Source organism: Pseudomonas sp. TH49 (genome assembly GCF_016650625.1).
GTDB lineage: Bacteria > Pseudomonadota > Gammaproteobacteria > Pseudomonadales > Pseudomonadaceae > Aquipseudomonas > Aquipseudomonas fluorescens_H.
Map to the genome: position 1 here is coordinate 1,059,321 of NZ_JAEKFL010000002.1, position 22,020 is coordinate 1,081,340.

Sequence of the window (22,020 nt, forward strand, 5' to 3'; positions counted from 1 at the left end):
TGATCTATCAAACACGCAACGACTCAGTCAATTCATATCTCCACGCTACCACCCGATCCTGCGGGGCGTAGCGAGGTCCCGATGTGGTTACCGAACGACGACTTCCGACCCGATGCGGCCTGAGCTGAAGAGAATTTTGCGTGAGGTCGACGACGGCGCATAAGGGCTTTCGATGTAGGTTCGACTTGAGCCCCGAAAGACCGCTTCTGACCGTGAGCTCCGTTAAGAACAAACGCTTGCCGCTCTGGATTCAACCGATCAACGTCTCCAAATAATCTGAACCCCGTCCGAACGCGTACGCCTAATGATCAACCTGTGATCAATTGCACAGGCGCTGTGCCAATACCGGCATATTCCGAGAGGTGGTCAAACGTGGCTAAAGACGAGAAGAAAAGCAAAGATGACGCTTCGAAAGCCAGCAAGGATTTGAAAGACAAAAAGTCGTCACCGGACAAGAAGTCTGCGGCGGCCTCGGCGCTTTCCAAGTCTTCCGACAAGAAAGACAAGAAGAAAGACGCCGAACCGAAGAAGTCTGCAAAAAAAGCCGATAGCAAGCCGGAAAAGGCCAAGGATTCCAAAAAGGCTGACAAGCCGGCGAAAAAGAAAAAGTGATCGCTGCAACTCGCTAGGGCTCTACGCCCTAGCTTCCCTCAAAGCTTGTTTTCAAGCCGTTTCTTCAACCCTGCGCGCATCCCCCAACGAATCGCGCTGCATCGACTGCAGGTTTTTCTCGATGGTTTCGCACAGGGCTTCCATCTGGATCTGGTGCTCGCTATGGCGAAACGGGCTTTGCAGATCGGTGCCGATGCGTTCGATGGCCAGCAGCATGAAGCCCACCACGGTCGAGGCGAGCGGGGTGAACCAGCCCAGCGATTCCACCAACCCCACCGGCACGATCAGGCAGAACAGCGAGATAAACAGGCGCGGGAAGTAAACGTAAGGGTAGGGCAGCGGAGTATTGGCGATCCGTTCCATTCCGCCCTGGCTGTTGGACAGCTCGACCATCGTCGATTCCAGCCGTGCCAGACGAATGCTGTCCAGGCGTCCGGCCTTGTATTCTCGGGCCAGCAAGGACGCGGAACCGGTGAGGATGTCGTTGGCAAAGTTGTTGGTGGTGCCGCTGCGGGCGAATTCATCTGCCGGGATGAACGCGCGGACTTCCTCCGGGCATGGCTGACCGCGCAAGTGCGCTGCTAGGCAATTGACGTACGCCACATGGCGGCGCAACAGCGTCGCTTTCAGCGGATTCACTTCGCTATCGGGGTCATCCAGCAGCGTCAGCACCTGGCGGGCGAAGCTGCGGGAGTTGTTGATCATCATGCCCCACAGCGTTCGCGCTTCCCACCAACGGTTGTAGGCGCTGCTGTTGCGGAAACTGATCAGCACCACCAGCGCCGAACCGAGCAATGTCAGTGGCATTAGCGGCAGGTTAATCTTGGCGTTGAGGAACAACATGAAGTCGACGGTGACGGCGATGTCCCAGAGCAACAGCCAGAACAGCGACCAGCCCACATAGCCCATGGTCTTGATGATCAGACGGTATTTTTTGACGATGGCAGCTTTCAAACGGGAACCTCGTGGCGAGCGGTAAGCGTGAACGCCTTAGCTCGGACGCTGCTTCGGGGGTAAAGGTTCGGTGTTGACCGAGCAACTTGGTTACGACAATTTGCGGGCAATAAAAAACCCGGCAATCACGCCGGGCTTTTTATTGCCTGAAGTTTCGTCAGAAGGCTCAGAGTGAAGCTTTAACCTGCAAGCCAAACACCAACGCATTGTCGATGTTCTGCCCGGAAAACGCGCCCGGTTCGATGATGTATTGCATGTTCGGGCGCAGCGTCAGCCAAGGCGTGGCCTGATAGCCGTAGCCGAGTTCGATCAACTGCTCGCCGCTGTCCAGGTTCGGAAACTGCGTGCCGTTGGCCATGGCGGCGTCCTGTTGCACGTCGCGGCTGCGCGGATTAGGCACAGCTCGGCCGTAGCCAAGAGCGACGGTGTCACGCGGGCGACCTTCGAACGGTTTGTACAACACCAGACCAGTGCCGTACCACTTGCTGAATGGCGAAGCCGCTTCGCTGGCCGCCGAGTATTGGCCGAAGGCATGCAGACTGCGGCCCTCGGACGTTGGCGAACTCCATACGGCCTGATCGATCAGCAGGTAATGCCCGCCACGGCCGGAGACTTCTTTGTCGCTGCCGATGCGTTTCAGGTCGGAGCTGTCGTAGTAGTAACCAACCTTGTATTCGCCGGGCAATTCACCCGCGTGCTTGTACACCAACTCGATCGGCACCACGGTGCCGGTGGTGTGTTTCGGGCCCAGATGCCAGGCGCGGCTGGAGTTGCCGTTGCTCTCGGGATCGACATTGAATGCCGCCACGCGCAACTGCCACGAGGACGACAAGTCGTATTTCACGCGCACACCCAAGTGCGCGTTCGGGTAGTTGGTCCAGCCGCTGCCGCCGGACATGTTCAGCGGATGGCCGCAGAAACCAGCGTTCATGAAGTTGCACAGGATGCCGCTGTCGAGGCCACCGAGGTCGTTGCCCATGGCCATGTAACCGAGCTTCACGTTGAGCGCCGGGGTGAACAGGCTGCGCTCGTAACTGAGTTCGGTCAGGCGGGTGTAGAGGCCGCCGTAGTTTTCCTGGATCGGCAGACGGTTGCCGACGAGGTCTTCCGAGGCGCTGTTGCCGCGGCGGTCGTTGATGGTCAACTGGACCTTGCCGGCGTTCTCAACGCCATACAACTTGCTCAGGTCGAACTGCGCGCCGAGCTTGATGTTCTGCGAGTAACGGCCGGAGCGGTGCAAGCCGCCATCGGCGTTGTAAGCCATTTCCCCGGTGTAATCGCCGGTGAATTTGATCCCGTCTTCGTCCATCTGATGCCGCAGACCGCCCCAATCGCCGGTCAGGGTGTTGCGGGTCAACAGGTTCGAATCGGTATCGGCGAAGGCGGGCAGGGTGGTGCAGGTCAGGCCCAACAGCACGCCGTTGACCCAGCCGTTACGAGTAAAACCAAACATGGAGATCTTCCTGCTCAAATCTGTAGCGCTATCGGAAAGCGGCGCGGCACCCTCAGGTGCCGCGCGCAAAAAGAAAGCACCCGTGTTCATCACGGGCGCTGCGGCTTACGGCAAGGCGTAGGCCATTACGTAGTCGCCGCGATCGGTCGACTGACGTGCACCACCGGCGGTGACGACGATGTACTGCTTGCCGGTTTTCGGCGAAACGTAGGTCATCGGGCCGCCCTGACTGCCAACCGGCAGACGCGCTTTCCAGATTTCTTCGCCATTGGCGCTGTTGAAGGCGCGCAGGTAGAAGTCCTGGGTGCCGGCGATAAAGATCAGGCCACCTTGGGTCGACAGGGTGCCGCCGAGGGTCGGCAAACCGATCTTGATCGGCAGGTGCATGCGAATGCCCAAAGGACCTGTGTCTTCAACGGTGCCGACCGGAACCTGCCAGGCGATTTTCTGAGTCTTCATGTCGATGGCGGTCAGGGTGCCGAACGGTGGAGCCTGGCAAGGAATGCCGGCCACCGACAGGAAGCGGTTTTTGTTCACCGCGTATGGCGTGCCTTTGAGCGGTACCGCGCCCATGCCGGTGTTCAACGCCTCGCCACCAGAGGAGGCCTGCGCCTTGTTCTGCGACGGGATCATCTGAATCCACAGACCCAGGCGCATGTCGTTGACGAAGATGAAACCGTGCACCGGGTCAGTGGAGATGCTGCCCCAGTTCATGCCACCCAGCGAACCCGGGAAGCTCAGCGATTTGTCGGTACCCGGCGCGGTGTACAGACCGTCGTAACGCATGGATTTGAAATCGATGCGGCACAGCAACTGGTCGTACGGGGTGGCGCCCCACATGTCCGATTCAGTCAGGTGCTGGGCACCGATTTGCGGCATGCCCACCGATTTTGGCTGGGTTGGCGAGTACGGTTCGTTCGGGATGTTCGCGGCTTTGACCGGTACTTCTTTAACCTCGGTCAACGGTTTGCCGGTGGCACGATCGAGCACGTAGATCTGCCCGGCCTTGGTGCCGATGACCAGCGCCGGAACGCTTTTGCCGTCCTTGGTGAAGTCAATCAGACTCGGCTGCATTGGCAGGTCGAAGTCCCAGAGATCGTTGTGCACGGTCTGGAACACCCAGCGTTCATCACCGGTGGTGGCGTCCAGCGCGAGGATCGAGGCGCCGTAGGTGTGATCGAGTTTGCTGCGCTCGACACCATAGATGTCGGTGGACGAGCTGCCCATCGGCAGGAACACGGTGTTGGTCGCCGGATCGTAGGACATCGGCGCCCAGCTGTTCGGGGTGCTGCGCACATAGGTGCTGCCTTCGGCCGGAGCCTTTTTATCCTGCGGGTTGCCCGGGTCGAAGGCCCAGCGCATGTCACCAGTGATCACGTCAAAACCACGGATCACGCCGCCCGGCATGTCGGTCTGTACGTTGTCGGCGACACGACCGCCGACCACCACAGTGGTGCCAGCCATCAACGGCGCGGAGGAGAGCTGGTAGTAGCTGTCCGGCACATCGCCGAGACCGGCCTTCAGATCGACCTGACCGTTGTTGCCGAAACCCTGGCAGAACTCGCCGGTGTCGGCATCGACCGCGATCAGTCGGGCGTCGATGGTGTTGGTCAGCAGACGGCGCTGGCAATTGGCAGCCGGCGCAGGCTTGGCTTCGATGATGCTCGAGTTGCTTGGCTGAACGATGCTCTTGGTCGCATCGAAATAGGCCATGCCACGGCAACGCTGCCAGACTTTGGATTTGGCGTTGATCGCGTTCTTCCACAGCTCTTTGCCGGTGTCGGCATCGAGCGCGATCAGGTTGTTGTGCGGGGTGCAGATGAACACCTTGTTGCCGATCTGCAACGGGGTGAGCTGGTCTTCGGCACCGTTGCCATCGCTCTCGGCGACGTCACCGGTGTGGTAGGTCCACGCCACTTTCAGCTTGTCGACGTTGTTGCGGTTGATCTGGTCCAGCGCAGCAAAACGGCTGCCGCCTTCGGTATTGCCGTAGTGCGCCCAGTCTTTTTGCGCCTTGTCTGGCTCAACCGTGGTCAGGCCCGGGCCAGTGCCGGTGGCAGCGACGGTCGGGTGCGCAACGAACATGTTGCCGGCAGCCACCGCCAGTCCCACGGCCAGGACAGCGGCAACGCCGTAAGCGCCACGACCCGGAACACCACCGTTGGCACGTTTGAGCAGCGGGTAGACCAGCGTCACCGCCAGACCCACGGCGCTGAACATGAACAGACGCGAGAATACTGGCCAGAACACCAGCCCGGCATCGCTCACCGCCCAGATCGCTGTCCCCACCAGAAATGCCGCGAACAGCCAGGCGCCGGCAGTCTTGTAGCGAGCGATCAGCAGACCGGAAACGGCCATCACCAGACCACCCACGAGGAAGTACCACGACCCTCCCAGGCTGACCAGCTTCACTCCGCCAGCCGCAAGTGCCAGGCCGAGCAGGGCGATGATCACCCCCAGCCCGACCAGAATGAATTTTGATATGCCCGAGAGGCGTTGACTCTGCTTCACGTTGAATGTCCCGTTGAAATGAGGCGTGCATTATATAGATAGGTAACTACCTAGTTAAATCACTAATTCAGTAATGAACTGTTGTTCATTGCGAAATCCCCGTCCTGAGCGGGGACCTGCGCTTTCAAGGGCCTGGAAAGATATTTTGAATGCCTGCAAATAAGCCTTTTTGTCAGAAAAAATGGGAGTTATGACAGCTGTCGCCATCAGCCGCGGTTATTGCGCAAAATCGAAAAATTCAACGCAGCCGCCACACACAGCCAGGCCAGATACGGAAACAGGATCAACCCGGTGATCAAATCCAGGCGCAACGCCAGGAACACCATCGCCGCGACCACCAGCCACAACACCACAAGGATCACCATGGCAGCTGCCACCTGATGTGCGCCGAAAAACACCGGCGTCCACAACGTGTTCAAGGCAATCTGCGCTGCCCACAGCGCCAGGACCGTCTGACTGCCAGGAATCAGGCTCAAGCGATAGCCGGCCCAGGCCAGCAATAGATAGATTATTGTCCAGGCCACCGGAAACGCCCAGTTGGGTGGGGTGAATCCGGGCTTGTTAAGCCCTTCGTACCATTGACCGGGTTTGAAAATCACCCCGGTAGTTGCTGCAGCGCCGCACGCGATCAGAAAAATCAGAAAAGTCACCATTTATCACTCCTTGGCCGCAGCCACTCTGTCTGGGGTTATAGCGCCGCAACGGTCGCTCATTCGGATTTCATCGCCATCAGATCACTGACCCGCGCCACCAGCGTGTCGACGGCAAACGGCTTGGTCAGCACCTGCATGTCCGGGCCCAACTGACCGGCGCCAATCACCGCGTTTTCTGCGTACCCGGTAATGAACAGGGTTTTGAGGTTCTGGCGGATTTCCCGGCCGGCATCGGCGAGTTGTCGACCGTTCATGCCACCCGGCAAGCCGACGTCGGTGATCAGTAAGTCGATGTGAATGTCCGAGCGCAACATCTTCAGCCCGACCACACTGTCAGCGGCCTCTATCAAGGTGTAGCCCAGATCACCGAGTACATCCGTCAACAACGCGCGCACCGTAGGCTCGTCGTCCACCACCAGAATCGTTTCGCCGGCCTTGGGCAATGCCAACGGAGCAGTATTCCGGTCATCGTGGTTCGGCACCGGTTCACCATGGTAACGAGGCAGGTAGATGCACATCTCGGTGCCATGGCCGACCTGCGAATGCACACGCACCTGGCCACCGGACTGCTTGGCGAAACCGTAAATCATTGACAGCCCCAGCCCCGTGCCCTGGCCCAGCGGTTTGGTGGTGAAAAACGGATCGAAGGCTTTGGCGATGACATCCGCGGTCATGCCGGTGCCGGTATCGGTCACGCACAGGCACAAGTATTGGCCTTCGGGCATGTCCAGCGCGCGGGCAGTCTCGGAGTCCAGCGTACGGTTGGCCGTTTCGATGGTGATGCGGCCGCCATCCGGCATCGCGTCGCGTGCGTTGATGCACAGGTTCAGCAGGGCATTCTCCAACTGGCTGGCATCGACTAGCGTTGGCCAGAGCCCGGGCGCGGCGCGGGTTTCCAGGACGATGCTGGGGCCGACCGTACGCTGGATCAGTTCGGTCATGCCGGTCATCAGCGTGTTGACGTCGGTTGGCCGCGGATCGAGGGTCTGGCGTCTGGAGAACGCCAGCAGACGGTGGGTCAGGGCTGCTGCACGTTTGACCGCGCCCTGTGCGGTCACCATGTACTTGTCGACTTCACCCAATCGGCCTTGGCTGATCCGCGCGCCCATCAACTCCAGCGCGCCGGAAATGCCGGCCAGCAGATTGTTGAAGTCATGCGCCAGGCCCCCGGTCAGTTGGCCGACGGCCTCCATTTTCTGCGACTGCCGCAGCTTCTCTTCGGCTTGCATCAGTTCTGCAGTGCGCGATGACACGCGCTGCTCCAACGTATCGTTGAGCGCACGCAACGCGGCGATGGCGCGGTCGCGCTCCGCTTCGACATTACGCCGTTCCTCGACGTCGATCAGCACGCCGGGAAAGCGCAGCGGGGTTCCATCATCGGCACATTCAACACGGCCGTTGGCCTCGATCCACTGGTACTTGCCGTCCGCACGGCGCACACGGTACTGGTGGGAATAGGCGCCACCACGGCCGATGGCCTCGTTGATCGCGCTGGTCAGTCCATCCTTGTCGTCGGGATGCACGGTGGTGATCACTTGTTCGAGGCTGAGCCCTTCGCGGCCCAGTGCCGGGTCGAGGTCGAACACCCGGGCGAACGCTTCGTCCACCGCGAAACGGTCGGTGGGCAAGTCCCAGTGCCAGGTTCCGATAATTGCGCCGGCGGCGAGCGCCAGTTGCACACGCTCGACGTTCTCCCGCGCCAGCGCTTCACTGGCTCGCAAGCGCTCCTCGGCGTCGCGCCGCTGGGTGACGTCGTTGAACAGGATCGCGATCTGCCGGTCGGCCGGATCGCCGACACGCACCGCGCGCACGTCGAACCAGCGTTCAAAGGTGTTGGCGTAATTTTCGAAGTTCGCGGGCTCACCAGTTTTGGCCACGTGGCCGTAGGTTTCGAACCAGAAACTTTCCAGATTGGGCGCGAACTCGGTCACCCATTTGCCGCGCAGGTTGACCCCGCACTGACGTTCGAATGCCGGGTTGGCTTCGACGAAGTAGTAGTCGACGGGTTTATCGTCGGCGTCGAATTTGACTTTGACGATGGCGAATGCCGATTCGATGGTTTCCAGAATGGTGATGAAGCGTGCCTCGCTGCGGGCGAGCGCATCCCGACTGGCTTGCAGTTGCGCTGCCATGTCGCGATCGAGGTCAACGTCCTGGGTGTCGACCTGAGCGCTCTGAAGCGCCGCGCGCAATCGCCTTACCTCTGACTCAAGCGCTTCGCGACTAAGGTGTTCAAGGGTATCCATGTGACCTGCTTTATTGAATGTTCAGGGGCTGGCTTCATAGAGCGCGTAGGCACAACGCGAGCAGTGAACGTCGCGCTCGCAGGGGACTTGAGCGCCGATCATTCGTTGACCGGGCGCGCTGTGCTTAAGTTTCACCACTCACGCATGCGAGCGCTCATTTCAGATCGATTCGCCGTTATCCAGGCGCGCCAACAGGTTCTGCCCGCGCTGCCAGAGCGCATCCTGCTTGGCTCGCGGCATGCGGTCCAGGTTCTTGTACATCATCGCCATGCGCTGATTGCCGCGCAGCAGATCACCGTGGCGCATCAGGAAATGCCAGTACAACGCATTGAACGGACAGGCATTGTCCGCCGTGCTTTCGCTGACCTTGTAGGCGCAACCTCGACAGTAGTCGGACATGCGATTGATGTATTGGCCACTGGCGCAATAAGGTTTGGAACCGAGATAACCGCCATCGGCGTGCATGACCATGCCCAGCGTGTTGGGCAGCTCGACCCAGTCGAAGGCGTCCATGTAGATCGCCAGGTACCACTCACAGATCTGGCTCGGCGCGATCCCGGCGAGCAGGGCGAAATTGCCGGTGACCATCAGCCGCTGAATGTGATGCGCATAGGCATGCTGCAGACTCTGGCCGATGGCCTGGCGCATGCAGTTCATCTGCGTAGCACCGGTCCAGTAAAACTCGGGCAATGGCCGGCTGTTGCCGAATGCATTGCCCAGTGCGTAGTCCGGCATTTTCAGCCAATACACGCCGCGCACATATTCTCGCCAGCCGATCAGTTGCCGAATGAAGCCTTCGGCCGCATTCAGGGCAATCCTTCCTGACCAATAGGCCGATTCGACATCGCTGCACAGCTGTCGCAAATCCAGCAGGCCAATGTTGAGTGCGGCGCTGATCCGCGCATGAAACAGGAACGGTTCATCACTGGCCATGGCGTCCTGATAGTCGCCGAATCCTGCCAGACCATAATCCAGAAAGTCTGCCCACAGCGCCTGCGCGTCGGCATGGGTGACCGGGTAGTTGAAGTCGTCGAGTGTGCCGTAGTGCTGGCTGAAGCGCGCCTTCACCAACGCAAGCACTTCACGGGTGATGGCGTCGTTGCTGAAGCGGACCGGGTAGGGCGCCTTCACGCCTTTGGGCAGGGCCTTGCGATTTTCCGCATCGAAATTCCACGCGCCGCCCACCGGCGTGCCGTCGCCGTTGAGCAGCAAGCGACTCTTGCGGCGCATCTCGCGATAAAAGAACTCCATGCGCAACTGCTTTTTGCCGGCAGCCCAAGCCGCAAACTCGGCACGACTGCACAGAAAACGCGTGTCGGCGTGCCAATAAACGGGCAGACCACAGTCCTTGATCGACTGCTCCAGTCGCCAGTCCCCGCACTCGGTGATGTGCACTTCCTCGGCCTGCAGCCGCTGTTGCCAACGGTGTAATTCCCCCGGCACCGAACCGCTGTTGTGTGGATCATCCAGGGTCACATATTCGACACAAATGCCTTGGTCTCGCAGTGCCTGGGCGAAATGACGCATGGCGCTGAAGATCAGGGCAATCTTTTGCGGGTGGTGCGGCACATGGCTGGCTTCTTCCATGACCTCGACCAGCAGCACGGTGTCGCGCTCGCTATCAAGTGCCTGCAATGAAGCCAGGTCGAAGGACAACTGATCGCCCAGCACCAGGCACAACCGACGGTTCTGGTTCATTCGGTGCGATCCGGCAGCATTCGTTTCATAACGGTGTGGCCAGCGAAAACGGAATGCGCAGTTCTTCGACCGGGTCTGCATCACGCCCGCACATTTCGTCGTGCACGCATTGCTGCACCAACACGCAAGGGAATGCCGGCACGGTCTGCAGCAAGTCACGCAGATGGGTGATTGAACGCAAGTGCATCGGTTTCGCCGCGTCGTCGAGCAAGGTGAACTGGCCGTGATCCAGGCGGATGCGGGCCAGGTAAAAACCACCTTCAAGCGACAGCAGTTCCAGCTCACGTATTTCGCTGTTGGCCGCACGCTCGGTCAGGGTTTGCAGATTCATGCTTCACTCCTTGCCTACCAGGGCAGGCGTTGTCCATCGTAGGCAAAGAAATGGCCGCTGTCGGCCGGCGTCAACTGGTCAATCAGGTTCAGTAACTGGTCTGCGGCAATGTCTGCCGGGCGGGCGCTGGCAGCGCCGCGAAAAGGTTGCGACAACCCCGACACGACCGTGCCCGGGTGCAGACTCAGCAAGCGGCTGTGCGGGCGGCTGCGCGCGAGTTCGATGGCGGCCGTCTTGATCAGCATGTTCAGTGCTGCCTTTGAAGCGCGATACGAGTACCAGCCACCCAAACGGTTGTCACTGATGCTTCCGACCTTTGCCGAGAGCATCGCCATTGCTCCTTGAGGATCGAGCAGCGGCAAAAAATGCCGCAACACCAATGCCGGTCCCAACGTGTTCACTTGAAACACGGCTTGCAGCGCATCCGCTTCGATCGCGCTGTAGCTTTTTTCCGGCTTGATCCGGTCGCGATGCAGCAACCCGGCGGCGTGCACGATCAACTGATAAGGCGCCTCTGCAGACAATTCGGCGGCGGCGCTGGCGATCGTTTCCGCTTGCTCCAGATCCAGTGCCGGAACGGTATTGCGCCCCAGCTCGCGAACTCCGGCACATCGCGGATCCTGACTGAGCTGTTCGCAAAATGCGCGACCAATGGCTCCACTCGCGCCGATCACCAGCGCGCGATAACCGTCGCCCAGGGAGGCCATGGTGAACCCGCTGTTCACTGTGTTTCCCCCGCGCCCTGGCGGCGGAAGAACAAGGTCACCTGGCCGACTTCAACACCGAGCTTGGACATGCTGGTGCGGTTGATCAGCGTGTCCTCGTCCATCTGGTACATCCAGTCGTCCATGCTCATTTCATAGGTCGAGCCATCGACCGGCAGATTCAGGTGATAACGCCAGTGCAACGCATTGCCGGCGACCTGGCCTGTGGCGACACCCACCACGTCACCCGCACGACCGCTCCAGCGTCCCTGGCCCTCCGGCGTCAGGGTCCAGACGCGACGTTGGCGCGTGCCGTCGCTGTACAGGAAGTGCTCATCGAGAATCAGGTTGTCGCCTTCACGATGGCTGACGATATTGACCTCGAACCGCTTGACCACTTCTCCGGAGCGCTTCTGAAACATCCCCCAGGCTTTCACGGGTTTGCTGAAAAAGCGCTGCAGATCCAGCGCCGGTTGCTGATCCGCATAGCGGGCGACATCCACGCTGCCGCAGCTCGCAACGCCGAGTACCAGAGCCAGTAAGAGCACAAGTCGGGCCATTGCCGTTCTCCCTGAGTGCACAGGTATGGAGGGTGAAGTTGGGAATATCGTGCTTGTACAGTGGGTTTGCCGTGTACAGGTTTATCGCACCTGTCGAAGGTCGGAAATCAACTTCGCCGCCCGATCAATTGCAAAAACTCCTGACGCGTCGTGGAGCTGTCACGGAAGGCGCCGAGCATCACCGATGAAGTCATGATCGAGTTCTGCTTTTCCACGCCGCGCATCATCATGCACATGTGTCTTGCTTCAATGACCACGGCCACCCCGGCTGCATCGGTGATCTGCTGGATCGCCTCGGCGATTTGCCGGGTGAGGTTTTCCTGGATCTGCAGGCGACGGGCGAACATGTCCACCACACGCGCTACCTTCGACAGCCCCAGCACTCTGCCGGTGGGGATGTACGCCACGTGCGCCTTGCCGATGAAGGGCAGCATGTGGTGCTCACACAAGGAATAGAGCTCGATGTCACTGACGATGACCATCTCATCGCTCTGCGACTCGAACAGGGCACCGTTGGTGACGTCTTCAAGGCTCATCGTGTAGCCATTGCACAGATACTGCATCGCTTTGGCCGCACGTTTGGGCGTATCCAGCAGGCCTTCACGCTCGGGGTCTTCGCCGACGCCGATGAGGATTTCACGGTAATGGCTGGCAAGTAGTGGGTTCATTCAGGGTTCTCGCGGCGGTGCGGTGCGTGAGGGCCAATCCATAGCGGAAGAGTTGTACGCAATGAAGTGCTTTGTATAGGTTTTATTCAAGATAGGCTGAAAAAATCCACCTGACAATGAATCGGAGATCTTTTTTGTGCAGATGCGAGAACCTCACATCGCAGCGCGTGAGGTTGCGGGTGTAGCGGGGAGGAGAGGATGCGCTCCCGGGGAAATGGGAGCGCGGTGCGAATTCGCTGAATTATTCGCTGTAGGTCGGGTAATCCACATAGCCTTCGGCGTTGCCGCCGTAGACCGTGGCGGGATTCAACGGGTTGAGCGGCCAGTCATTGGCGATGCGCGCCGGCAGGTCCGGGTTGGCCATGAACGGACGACCGAAAGCCACCAGATCGGCCAGTCCCGACTCAAGCAATTGTGCGCCGGACTCAGCGTTATAGCGCCCGGCATAGATGATCGCGCCACTGAAGGTGTCGCGCACTGCACGGCGGAAAGTCTGCGGCATCACGGGCGCGTCGTCCCAGTCAGCTTCAGCGATTGACAGGTAGGCAATGCCCACATCCTCAAGCACCTTGATCGCTTCGATGTAAGTGGTGTGCGGGTCTTCTTCCACCATGCCCAGATAGGTGCGCGCTTCATCGGTGGTGGTGAACAATGGCGCGAACCGCACGCCGACTTTCTCCTTGCCGATGCACTCGGCGACACCCGATACCACTTCGCGCAGAAAACGCAGGCGATTGTGCAGCGAGCCACCGTACTGATCGGTGCGCACATTGCTGTGGGCAGAAATGAACTGGTTCACCAGATAGCCGTTGGCACAGTGCAGTTCGATCCCGTCGAAGCCGGCGTCCATCGCATTGCGCGCCGCCTGAATATAAAGCTGAACCAGTTCCTGGACTTCATCGGTGCTCAGCGCTCGCGGCGCGGAGGGTGTAACCAGCTCGCCAGCACCCGGCGCGGTTTCGATGAACACACTGACACGCTCGGTGGCGATGGCAGACGCTGAAACGGGTGCCGCGCCATCGGGCTGCAACGCGGTGTGGGACACACGTCCGACGTGCCAAAGCTGCGCGAATATCACGCCGTCCTTTGCATGCACCGCTTCGGTGACTTTGCGCCATCCGGCAATTTGTTCAGGGGTGTGAATGCCAGGCGTCCAGGCGTAGCCCTGACCGCGAGGCTCGATCTGCGTACCTTCGGTGACCAGCAGACCGGCGCCGGCACGTTGCTGGTAATACTCGGCCATCAACGCGTTGGCGACATTGCCCGGTTGTGTGCTGCGCTGGCGGGTGAGGGGAGGCAGGACGATGCGGTTTTTCAAGGTGTGCAGGCCCAGGGTGACGGGGGTGAAGTAAGGGCTGTTTTTCATGTAATTCCTGTTTTGGTCTTATTAGACCAGTCGACTAGTAATGCGTAAAAAAAACACCGTGCGTCACGCGCACGGTGCCTGGGGCGCTGGAGGGCTCAGGCCAACAGTTTCAGCAGTTGTTCAGCGACGGCTGCCGAGCTGGCAGGGTTTTGCCCCGTCACCAGTTGACTATCGGTCACCACGTGAACCTGCCAGTCAGCCACTTTGGAGTAACGCCCACCGAGACGCTGAAATTCGTCTTCGATCAGGAACGGCACGACATCGGTCAGGCCTACAGCGGCTTCTTCAGCGTTGGTGAAACCGGTGACGTCCCGGCCTTGAATCAACGGTTTGCCATCGGCAGCAACGACGTGACGCAGAACGCCCGGTGCATGGCAGACAAAACCGTGAGGTTTGTTGCTGCGGTCGAAGGCTTCGATCAAGGCGATCGAGTGTTGGTCTTCGGCCAGATCCCACAGCGGGCCATGGCCACCGGGATAAAACACGGCATCGAAATCGTCAGCGCTGACATCCGCCAGGCGCCCGGTATTGGCCAGCGCGTGTTGGGCAGCAGGGTCCTTGCGGAAACGGTCGGTTTCAGCGGTCTGTGCATCGGGCTCATCACTTTTCGGATCGAGCGGTGGCTGGCCGCCGGCCGGCGATACCAGGGTGATCTGCGCACCGGCATCCTTGAAGGCGTAGTAGGGAGCTGCGAACTCTTCGAGCCAGAAGCCGGTTTTCTTGCCGGTGTTGCCAAGTTGATCGTGGGAAGTCAGAACCATCAAGATTTTCATAGAGCGCCCTGTGTTGGTCTGGTGTCCTCGACGGGTTCGTCTGCGACACCTCGGAAGGAGTGACGGGCACAGAATAGATTTATATTAGACCGGTCGTCTAGTAAATTTTTGCGGTCGTGTTCCCGAGCGGTCACTGTGGCAAACTGCTGCTCATCAGAAATATACGACTGGTCTAATGTTTGGTATTTTGCGCCCCATGAAACCGACCTACGACGATACCCGCCAACACTTGCTCGACACCGGCCACCGCATGATGGCCGAAAAGGGCTTCACCAGCGTTGGCCTGAGCGAGATCCTGCAGACCGCCGGTGTGCCCAAGGGCTCGTTCTATCACTACTTCAAATCCAAAGAGCTCTACGGGCAGGCGCTGCTCGAGGATTACTTTGTCGGCTACCTTGCAGACATGGAACGACGCCTGACCCTGCCTGGGCTCAACGCTTATGAGCGGCTGATGGATTACTGGCAGGGCTGGCAGAATCGTTGCACCCTGGAAGGCCATGGCGATGAATGCCTGGTGGTGAAGCTCAGCGCAGAGGTCGCCGACCTGTCCGAGTCGATGCGCCTCACGCTGCGAGATGGTGCCGAGCGCATCGTTGCGCGTATCACGACGTGCCTGGAAGAAGGGCAACTGGATAAAAGTCTGCCGGATACCGACGCTCGCCAACTGGCAGAAACCCTTTATCAACTCTGGTTGGGCGCCAGTTTGTTGAACAAGCTGCAGCGTACGGGGCAATCGTTGCAGACGTCGATGGTGATGACGAAACGGCTTCTGGACAACAAAGGCTTGTAGCGATTTTAGCCACGCGCACGCCTGCATCGTTACGAGCAGGCCGTGTGCTCGGCTTCGCCATGATCTCTGTCCTCAGTTGCAATACGCTGACGACCGTCTGAACAGTTGTGAATGGAATTCAAGTACCGATAAAGCGTCTGACGGCTGATATCAAAGTCACGCGCCAATTTGGATTTACTTTCTCCGGCGCGGGCTCGGTGAATTAAGCTGACAACCTGATTGTCAGACAGTTTTTTCTTGCGACCTCTGTAGGATCCGCGAATCTTTGCGGTGGCAATTCCTGCTGCCTGCTTTTCCCTCGTCGCATTGCGCTCAAACTCTGCGAGCCGCTCCATTACCGTAATGATGGGTTCCACAACTTCAAGGCAGTCGTGCCGGAAAATCAGGTTTTCTTGAAGAAACTCCAGCGTTACCTGCTTTTCAATCAACCGGCGAATGATGGTGCACAGTTGCTCGGTACTGGTAGTGAGCGATGCCATGCTGTCCACTACCACAGTGTCCCCGCATTGTATGTAGCGAATCAGCCTTTCAAGGCCTGCGCGATTCACGCCATTGTCTGCTGCGTTATCGCAAAACGCTGCGTCAAATACATCTTGGCTCGTTAGTTTCTCTAACGTGTCCTTGGAATTTGCTAGAGAAAGCCGGAAATATCTGATGCGGTGCAGTCTCATGGTGCCTCCTTGGCAATACTTGTACGCAGCCCTTCTGAACTTGTACAAGCTGTAACTAAATTATTAATTCCTTACACAAATAACTGTAACGCTGAACCCGCCCAAAATACACAGTTGCAAAGACCTGAACTTACCTTATTATTTTGAAGCCTGGAATGATTCTAGCAATTTTTTTGAAAACAGTCGGCTTCGCATCTCTTGAATGAAGTGCGTGAACTCGCGCACCTAACTTGAATGCCTGGTTTTTAGCGTTAAAACCACTGATTTGTCCGGCTTGACGAGGCTGGCAATACCCCGACGCAAGCAGAGGATGAATAGATGAGTGTCTTGAAGAAAGCCATCGAAATTGATCGACTGAATACCGATCAGGAAAAAATTGATGAAGTAACCCGGCGAATTACCGAACACGGAAATTACCTGCGCAAGCGCTATCCGCTCCTGCAGTATCAGAATGCTCTGGGGGCGAGTGTCATGGCGTTTTCCCTGGTGGGGATGGCCGTTACGGGAGGTCTCTACCTGAAGGGTTTTATCCCAGGATGGACGTGTATTTTAATCAATGCGCTGCTGACTTCGTTCATTCATGAAATCGAACATGATTTGATCCATCGGCTTTATTTCAGAAAACACCCGCTGGCTCATAATGCCATGATGTTTTTGTGCTGGCTGGCCCGGCCGGGAATGCCCAGCCCCTGGTTAAGACGCGATCTGCATTTTCATCATCATAAGGAATCCGGAACTGCTTCGGATGTCGAGGCGTGGATCACGACCAGTGGCAACCCTTGGGGAATACTGCGGTTATTGAAACTGATCGATGGATTTTTGTTTGGTTTTCTAAATGCGGTTTTAGCGCCGGGATGGCGGCAAAAGGTAAGATTGTTAGGCAAGATTATTCGACTCAATACACCGTTCGGTCTGTTGTATTGGGGATGCTGGTATGTATTCCTCGGCTACCATCTGTATATCGGGCTTGGGTCAATCATGGGGGCGGCAGTTTACAGTTCTGCCGCGACGCTGGAATTAATGAATATCGTCAATAGTGCAGTGGTCATCCTTATTGCGCCGAATATGATACGGCAGTTCTGTCTGTTCTTTATTAGTTCAAATATGCACTATTATGGTGACGTTGCTCCGCGCAATGCGTTACAGCAAACACAGGTAATGAACCCTTGGTGGTTGTGGCCGTTTCAGATGTTCTGCTTCAACTTCGGCAGCACTCACAGCATTCACCATTTCGTTGTGCGAGACCCGTTCTATCTGCGTCAGATGACGGCACCTTATGCGCATAAGGTCATGGCAGAGGCGGGGGTCAGATTCAATGACTTTGGCACTTACAAACGGGCGAATCGTTTTTCCATGGAGCACTCTCAAACCCGGTCGCGTGGTTGAGTTCCTTCACAAACATCATTTGTTTGAAGCATTTCAAGACGAGGATTCCTGATATGAGAGCGCAAGGGATGTGTGCGAAGCCGTTCGAAGCGGTCAAACAGGCTTTCGAGGACATGTTTGATGATCCGCAGGAGCGTGGGGCCGGACTCTGCGTGCAGGTGGGCGGAGAAATGGTTGTCGACCTCTGGGCCGGCATGGCGGATCTGGAGGGCACGAAGCCTTGGGCCCGCGATACGCTCGCCAATACCTTTTGCGTCATAAAACCCTATGTCGCCGTGGCGGTTCTGATGTTGGTCGAGGAGGGCAAGCTGGAGCTGGATGCGCCCGTGGCCCGTTACTGGCCTGAGTTCGCCCAAAGCGGGAAAGCAAAGGTCACCTTGCGTCAGGTAATGAACCACACCGCAGGCCTGCCGGCGTTGCGAGCACCCGACCATAACGCCAGGATGTATGACTGGGAGCACATGGTGCAGGTCCTGGCGGCCGAGCCGCTTTGGTGGGAACCGGGAACAGACCTGGGGTACGGCACCACCACCTTCGGCTGGATTCTCGGTGAGTTGATTCGTCGGGTGGACGGACGAGATCCATGCGTCTTTATCCACGAGGAGATTCTGGATCCCCATGACCTCGACGTTCACCTTGGCGTGGAGGAAAAACACTTTCACCGTATCGCGCGATTCGACAGTGCCACGGGGCGAGTCGGGGACCCTTACTCGCAAGCATTGCGAACAGTGCTGAAAAGTGAGCCATCGCACATCGCGACATTCGCCTTCACCAACCCCGGAATGGTACCAAGACGAACCAGTGACCCGCGCTGGTGGGCCTATCGGCAACCGGCTGTATGCGCACATGGGACGGCTCACGGCCTGGCCGGTTTTTATAGTGCATTACTGGCGGGAAACTTTATCGGTCGCGAACTGCTCAGTGAGTTCACTCGAGAGCACAGTCATGGCATGGATCGGGTATGGATGCGCCCAATGCGTTACGGATTGGGCTGCATGCTGGAGCAGCAACGCGATCCCGCGGCTTCCCACGCAATGGGCCCGGGCACCTTTGGTCATATCGGCCTTGGTGGCCCGATCAGTTTCGCCGATCCCGAAACGCAAGTGAGCTTCGGTTTTGTCACCACGACGTCGGGCAGTCATTCGATGATTGATCCGCGCCCTGGCCGGTTGTCATCCCTCGTGTATGCGGCGCTCTGAGCGAGAACGCAGACGCCCCACAATGATCGCTGATCAGCAACTGGCCCCTCTCAAGGAATAAAGCGATAACCCACCCCTGTTTCCGTCACCAGATGCCGTGGCTGGGACGGATCCACCTCGACTTTTTTGCGCAAACCGCCCATGAATACACGCAAGTAAGGGGTGTCGGTGGTATGCGAGGGGCCCCATACCGCTTTCAGTAATTGCAGGTGGGTCAGGACCCGATCAGGGTGCGAGCACAGATGCACCAGCAAGCGGTATTCCAGCGGGGTCAGATGCAATGGCGCGCCGTTGCGTTCGACGACACGTCGTTCAACATCGATGCGCACTTCGCCGAAGCTGAACACCGAGTTGTTTTCGGCATCCTTGGCTTGTCTGCGCAGCAAGGCCCGGACGCGGGCCAGAAGCTCTCCGGTGCCGAACGGCTTGACCAGATAATCGTCGGCACCGGTATCCAGGGCCAGGATCTTGTCGGACTCCGCTCCGCGCGCCGACAGCACGATGATGGGCACCGGTGACCAGTTGCGCACATCGCGAATCAGATCGATACCGTCACCGTCGGGCAAGCCAAGGTCGAGCACGATCAGATCGGGGCGGCGCGTTCCCGCGTCGACGAGACCTCGGTGAAAGGTGTCGGCCTCATGCACTTCCAGACCTTCGGCTTGCAGGGCCATACGCACGAATCGGCGTATTTCCTTCTCGTCTTCAATGATCAGAACACGGGGCAATGATTCGCTCATGGCTGCTCCTCGTCACTGCGTTGCGCAAGGGTTTCGATATCCGGCGGCGTTTCAAGGGGCAGGCGCAAGGTAAAACAGGCTCCGCCTTCAGGCCGCGTCACGCCTTCGATCGTCCCGCCATGGGCGTGCGCAACGGCCCTGCAGATGGCCAGGCCCAAACCGACACCGGGGATCGCACTTTCCTTTTTGCCGCGCATGAATTTATTGAAAATGTCCTGTTCGTGGCCGTAGGGCAAGCCCGGCCCCTTGTCGGCAACCCAAAGTTCGAAGTGGTCTGACGTGGCCCTGGCCCCCAGATCAATGGGGGTGTCGGCTGGCGTGTATTTGATGGCGTTCTCGATCAGGTTGATCAGGATGCGCTCGATCAGCACCGCATCGATGAAAACGGGGGGCAGATCGTCGTCCAGTGCGACGTGCACCGACCGTTCGCCAAGCGTCGGCGCAATGGCTCGCAGCGCGCTACCGACCACGTCTTCAATCAGCTGCCACTGGCGATTCAACTGGACCTTGCCAGACTCGAGGCGGGCCATGTCCAGCAGGTTGTTGACCAGCGTGTTCATGCGCAGCGCCGATTCGCCCACGGCGCTGGCGATCTCGGCTGCTTCGGCGGGCAGCGGAGGATGCGTCAGCTTGAGCGCTTCGGCCAACCCGACCATCACCGAAAGCGGGGTTCGCAGATCGTGAGAGATAGCTGACAGCAACGAATTGCGCAGCCGTTCGGACTCCATTTGCACCGTGGTGTCCTGGGCGACGTGAATGTAGTGAATGCGCTCCAGCGAAATCGCCAGCAGGGAGGCGCAGGTGTCGAGCAGTCGTCGCTGCTCCGGTACCACCAGTCGCGTGGTATCGCGCGGTTGCACCGCCAGCACCCCGCGTACGCGCATGGGCGCCGAGAGTGGCAGGTACAGGGTCGGGCTGGAGGGCAGGGTGTCGGTGCCGTACCCGGCAGGTTCGGATTTGTCGAATGACCACTGGGCGATCGCAACGTCCACCAGTGGCGCCTCCCCGGTGATCAGCGGTGCCGCCAGCTTGTCGTGGTCATCGGCGACCAGCAGTGCCGAGCGGGCGCCGAATTCGGCGGAGAGAAATCGCGCGCCGATCTCGGCAACTTGTTCGGTCATCAGTGCCGCAGACAACAAGCGCGACATGTCATACAGCGCACGCATCCGGTCTTCGCGTCGCTGCGCAACCCGCGCCTGATACGTCAGGCCCGCAGTCATCTGGCCGATGACCAGGGCTACGACGAGCATGACGCTGAAGGTCACCAGATATTGAGCGTCAGCGAAGGCGAACGAAAAGCGCGGCGCGACAAAGAAAAAGTCGAACGAAGCCACCGAGACAAACGCCGCCAGAATCGCCGGGCCGCGCCCCAGGCGAACCGCCACCGCGACCACCGCGAGCAGGAAGACCATGACGATATTGGCTTGCTCGAACACATGCAGCATGGGCAACGCAATCACAGTCGTCGCCGCGCAGATCAGCACGCTCCAGGCATAGTCGCGCCAGACGACAGGGCCGCTGCCGGTCTGGGTGCGAGTCTCGGTTGGCGCGTGTCGGTTGGCCGGAAGCGAGATTTGAATCACATCAAAGTCAGCGCCCAGTTCACCGATGCGCTCGGCCAGCGCTTTGCGCCAGAGTCGCCGCCGAGGATGTTCGTCGCGGCCCACCACGACTTTCGAGAGGTTGTACTGCCGGGCATATTTGACCAGTGTTTCGGCGATGTCCTGACCGGCCAGCGTGGCGATCTGCGCGCCCATCTCCTGCGCCAGCTTCAGGGTTGCCAGCATCCGCCGCCGCTTGGTCTCGGGCAGGCGCTGCAAGGCAGGCGTTTCGACGGTCACGGCGTGCCACGGCACATTCAGCTGAGCCGCCAGTCGGGCCGTTGAACGAACGATTTTCTCGGCCTGTTCATGCGGGCTCACGCAGGCGAGCAATGAGTCGCGCGTGCCCCAGACCGGTTTCACCGAACTGCTTTGGCGGTACTGCAGCATGTCGCTGTCGACGCGGTCGGCCGTGCGACGCAGCGCCAGTTCACGCAGGGCAATCAGGTTGCCTTTGCGAAAAAAGTTCTGCACCGCGCGCTCGGCCTGTTGCGGCAGGTACACCTTGCCTTCTTTCAAGCGCTGCAACAGATCATCGGGCGGCAAGTCGACGATGACCACTTCGTCGGCGTTGTCGAAGACATGGTCGGGCACGGTCTCCCAGACACGAATGCCAGTGATGCCGCCAACAATGTCGTTGAGGCTTTCCAGGTGCTGGACGTTCATGGTTGACCAGACATCGATCCCGGCGCTCAGCAACTCCTCAACGTCCTGCCAGCGTTTTGGATGGCGGGAACCGACCACGTTGGAGTGAGCCAGTTCGTCAATCAGGATCAACCGGGGATGACGTTCAAGTGCAGCATCCAGGTCGAACTCGGTGACGGTACGCTGCTTGTCGACAACCTGTTTGAGCGGCAGCCGATCAAGCCCTTCAGTCAGTGCCTCAGTGTCGGCGCGACCATGGGTTTCGATCACGCCAATCAGCACCGTGCTGTCCTGCAGTTTGACCGCATGCGCAGCAGCGAGCATGGCGTAAGTCTTGCCCACCCCGGCGCTGGCGCCGAAGAAGATCTTCAAGCGGCCACGTTCGGCTTGCGCGGCTTCTTCGCGAATCCGCGCCAGCAGCAGGTCGGGGTCAGGGCGTTGGTCGGCCATCAGGCTCAC

Annotated in this window: 19 protein-coding genes; 4 read left to right on the forward strand and 15 right to left on the reverse strand. The window is 59.0% G+C overall.

All coding sequences use genetic code 11. The annotated features are described in order from the left end of the window. Nucleotides 1-372: 372 nt before the first annotated feature. Nucleotides 373-612 carry a hypothetical protein gene (locus JFU48_RS22270; RefSeq protein WP_103483556.1) on the forward strand — a complete coding sequence of 80 codons (240 nt, stop codon included), beginning with the start codon at nucleotides 373-375 and terminating at the stop codon, nucleotides 610-612. 51 nt (nucleotides 613-663) lie between these two features. Here JFU48_RS22270 and JFU48_RS22275 read toward each other — a convergent pair whose 3' ends face one another. From JFU48_RS22275 to JFU48_RS22330, 12 genes are all read right to left on the reverse strand, one after another. Then, entirely contained in the window at nucleotides 664-1,566 is a 903-nt protein-coding gene (locus JFU48_RS22275; RefSeq protein ID WP_201137682.1) for a bestrophin family protein, read from the reverse strand. Nucleotides 1,567-1,732: 166 nt separating this feature from the next. Continuing rightward, nucleotides 1,733-3,019, reverse strand: a complete 1,287-nt coding sequence (locus JFU48_RS22280; RefSeq protein ID WP_201137683.1) for a carbohydrate porin — start codon at nucleotides 3,017-3,019, stop codon at nucleotides 1,733-1,735. A gap of 105 nt (nucleotides 3,020-3,124) precedes the next feature. Then, on the reverse strand, nucleotides 3,125-5,530 hold the full coding sequence (locus tag JFU48_RS22285) for a membrane-bound PQQ-dependent dehydrogenase, glucose/quinate/shikimate family (protein WP_201137684.1): 2,406 nt from the start codon (nucleotides 5,528-5,530) through the stop codon (nucleotides 3,125-3,127). A gap of 206 nt (nucleotides 5,531-5,736) precedes the next feature. After that, on the reverse strand, nucleotides 5,737-6,180 hold the full coding sequence (tspO, locus tag JFU48_RS22290) for a tryptophan-rich sensory protein TspO (protein WP_201138515.1): 444 nt from the start codon (nucleotides 6,178-6,180) through the stop codon (nucleotides 5,737-5,739). Nucleotides 6,181-6,239: 59 nt separating this feature from the next. Beyond that, nucleotides 6,240-8,429, reverse strand: a complete 2,190-nt coding sequence (locus JFU48_RS22295) for a hybrid sensor histidine kinase/response regulator (protein ID WP_201137685.1) — start codon at nucleotides 8,427-8,429, stop codon at nucleotides 6,240-6,242. 159 nt (nucleotides 8,430-8,588) lie between these two features. Continuing rightward, nucleotides 8,589-10,127, reverse strand: a complete 1,539-nt coding sequence (locus JFU48_RS22300; RefSeq protein ID WP_201137686.1) for a cryptochrome/photolyase family protein — start codon at nucleotides 10,125-10,127, stop codon at nucleotides 8,589-8,591. A gap of 25 nt (nucleotides 10,128-10,152) precedes the next feature. Beyond that, a complete protein-coding gene (locus tag JFU48_RS22305) occupies nucleotides 10,153-10,458 on the reverse strand; it encodes a DUF6482 family protein (RefSeq protein WP_201137687.1) in 306 nt (101 codons plus the stop codon). A 14-nt stretch (nucleotides 10,459-10,472) separates the two neighbouring features. Beyond that, on the reverse strand, nucleotides 10,473-11,183 hold the full coding sequence (locus JFU48_RS22310; RefSeq protein ID WP_201137688.1) for an SDR family NAD(P)-dependent oxidoreductase: 711 nt from the start codon (nucleotides 11,181-11,183) through the stop codon (nucleotides 10,473-10,475). Next, nucleotides 11,180-11,722 carry a DUF3833 domain-containing protein gene (locus JFU48_RS22315; protein WP_003224895.1) on the reverse strand — a complete coding sequence of 181 codons (543 nt, stop codon included), beginning with the start codon at nucleotides 11,720-11,722 and terminating at the stop codon, nucleotides 11,180-11,182. The genes JFU48_RS22310 and JFU48_RS22315 overlap by 4 nt, the downstream gene beginning before the upstream one ends. 107 nt (nucleotides 11,723-11,829) lie before the next feature. Next, on the reverse strand, nucleotides 11,830-12,390 hold the full coding sequence (folE, locus tag JFU48_RS22320; RefSeq protein WP_103483412.1) for a GTP cyclohydrolase I FolE: 561 nt from the start codon (nucleotides 12,388-12,390) through the stop codon (nucleotides 11,830-11,832). A 241-nt stretch (nucleotides 12,391-12,631) separates the two neighbouring features. After that, nucleotides 12,632-13,756 (reverse strand): alkene reductase, encoded by a 1,125-nt coding sequence (locus JFU48_RS22325; protein ID WP_201137689.1) that lies wholly within the window; start codon nucleotides 13,754-13,756, stop codon nucleotides 12,632-12,634. A 95-nt stretch (nucleotides 13,757-13,851) separates the two neighbouring features. Continuing rightward, the gene (locus tag JFU48_RS22330) at nucleotides 13,852-14,529 is read right to left on the reverse strand and encodes a type 1 glutamine amidotransferase domain-containing protein (protein WP_201137690.1); all 678 of its coding nucleotides are present in this window, start codon (nucleotides 14,527-14,529) and stop codon (nucleotides 13,852-13,854) included. 196 nt (nucleotides 14,530-14,725) lie between these two features. Between JFU48_RS22330 and JFU48_RS22335 the strand changes: the two genes are divergently transcribed. Beyond that, a complete protein-coding gene (locus JFU48_RS22335; protein ID WP_201137691.1) occupies nucleotides 14,726-15,319 on the forward strand; it encodes a TetR/AcrR family transcriptional regulator in 594 nt (197 codons plus the stop codon). Between the two features lie 29 nt (nucleotides 15,320-15,348). On the opposite strand, the gene JFU48_RS22340 is transcribed toward JFU48_RS22335, so the two are convergent. Beyond that, a complete protein-coding gene (locus JFU48_RS22340; RefSeq protein WP_242486699.1) occupies nucleotides 15,349-15,990 on the reverse strand; it encodes a recombinase family protein in 642 nt (213 codons plus the stop codon). A gap of 318 nt (nucleotides 15,991-16,308) precedes the next feature. Between JFU48_RS22340 and JFU48_RS22345 the strand changes: the two genes are divergently transcribed. Next, complete coding sequence (locus JFU48_RS22345) at nucleotides 16,309-17,376, forward strand: fatty acid desaturase (protein ID WP_201137692.1); 1,068 nt, start codon at nucleotides 16,309-16,311, stop codon at nucleotides 17,374-17,376. Between the two features lie 53 nt (nucleotides 17,377-17,429). Next, nucleotides 17,430-18,575: a serine hydrolase domain-containing protein gene (locus JFU48_RS22350; RefSeq protein ID WP_103483408.1), complete on the forward strand. Its 1,146-nt coding sequence runs from the start codon at nucleotides 17,430-17,432 to the stop codon at nucleotides 18,573-18,575. Nucleotides 18,576-18,625: 50 nt separating this feature from the next. Here JFU48_RS22350 and JFU48_RS22355 read toward each other — a convergent pair whose 3' ends face one another. Together JFU48_RS22355 and kdpD are read right to left on the reverse strand one after the other, a co-directional pair. Continuing rightward, nucleotides 18,626-19,315 carry a response regulator gene (locus JFU48_RS22355; RefSeq protein ID WP_103519821.1) on the reverse strand — a complete coding sequence of 230 codons (690 nt, stop codon included), beginning with the start codon at nucleotides 19,313-19,315 and terminating at the stop codon, nucleotides 18,626-18,628. Next, a complete protein-coding gene (gene kdpD / locus JFU48_RS22360) occupies nucleotides 19,312-22,011 on the reverse strand; it encodes a two-component system sensor histidine kinase KdpD (RefSeq protein WP_201137693.1) in 2,700 nt (899 codons plus the stop codon). Before kdpD ends, JFU48_RS22355 begins: the two co-directional genes overlap by 4 nt. Nucleotides 22,012-22,020: the final 9 nt, after the last annotated feature.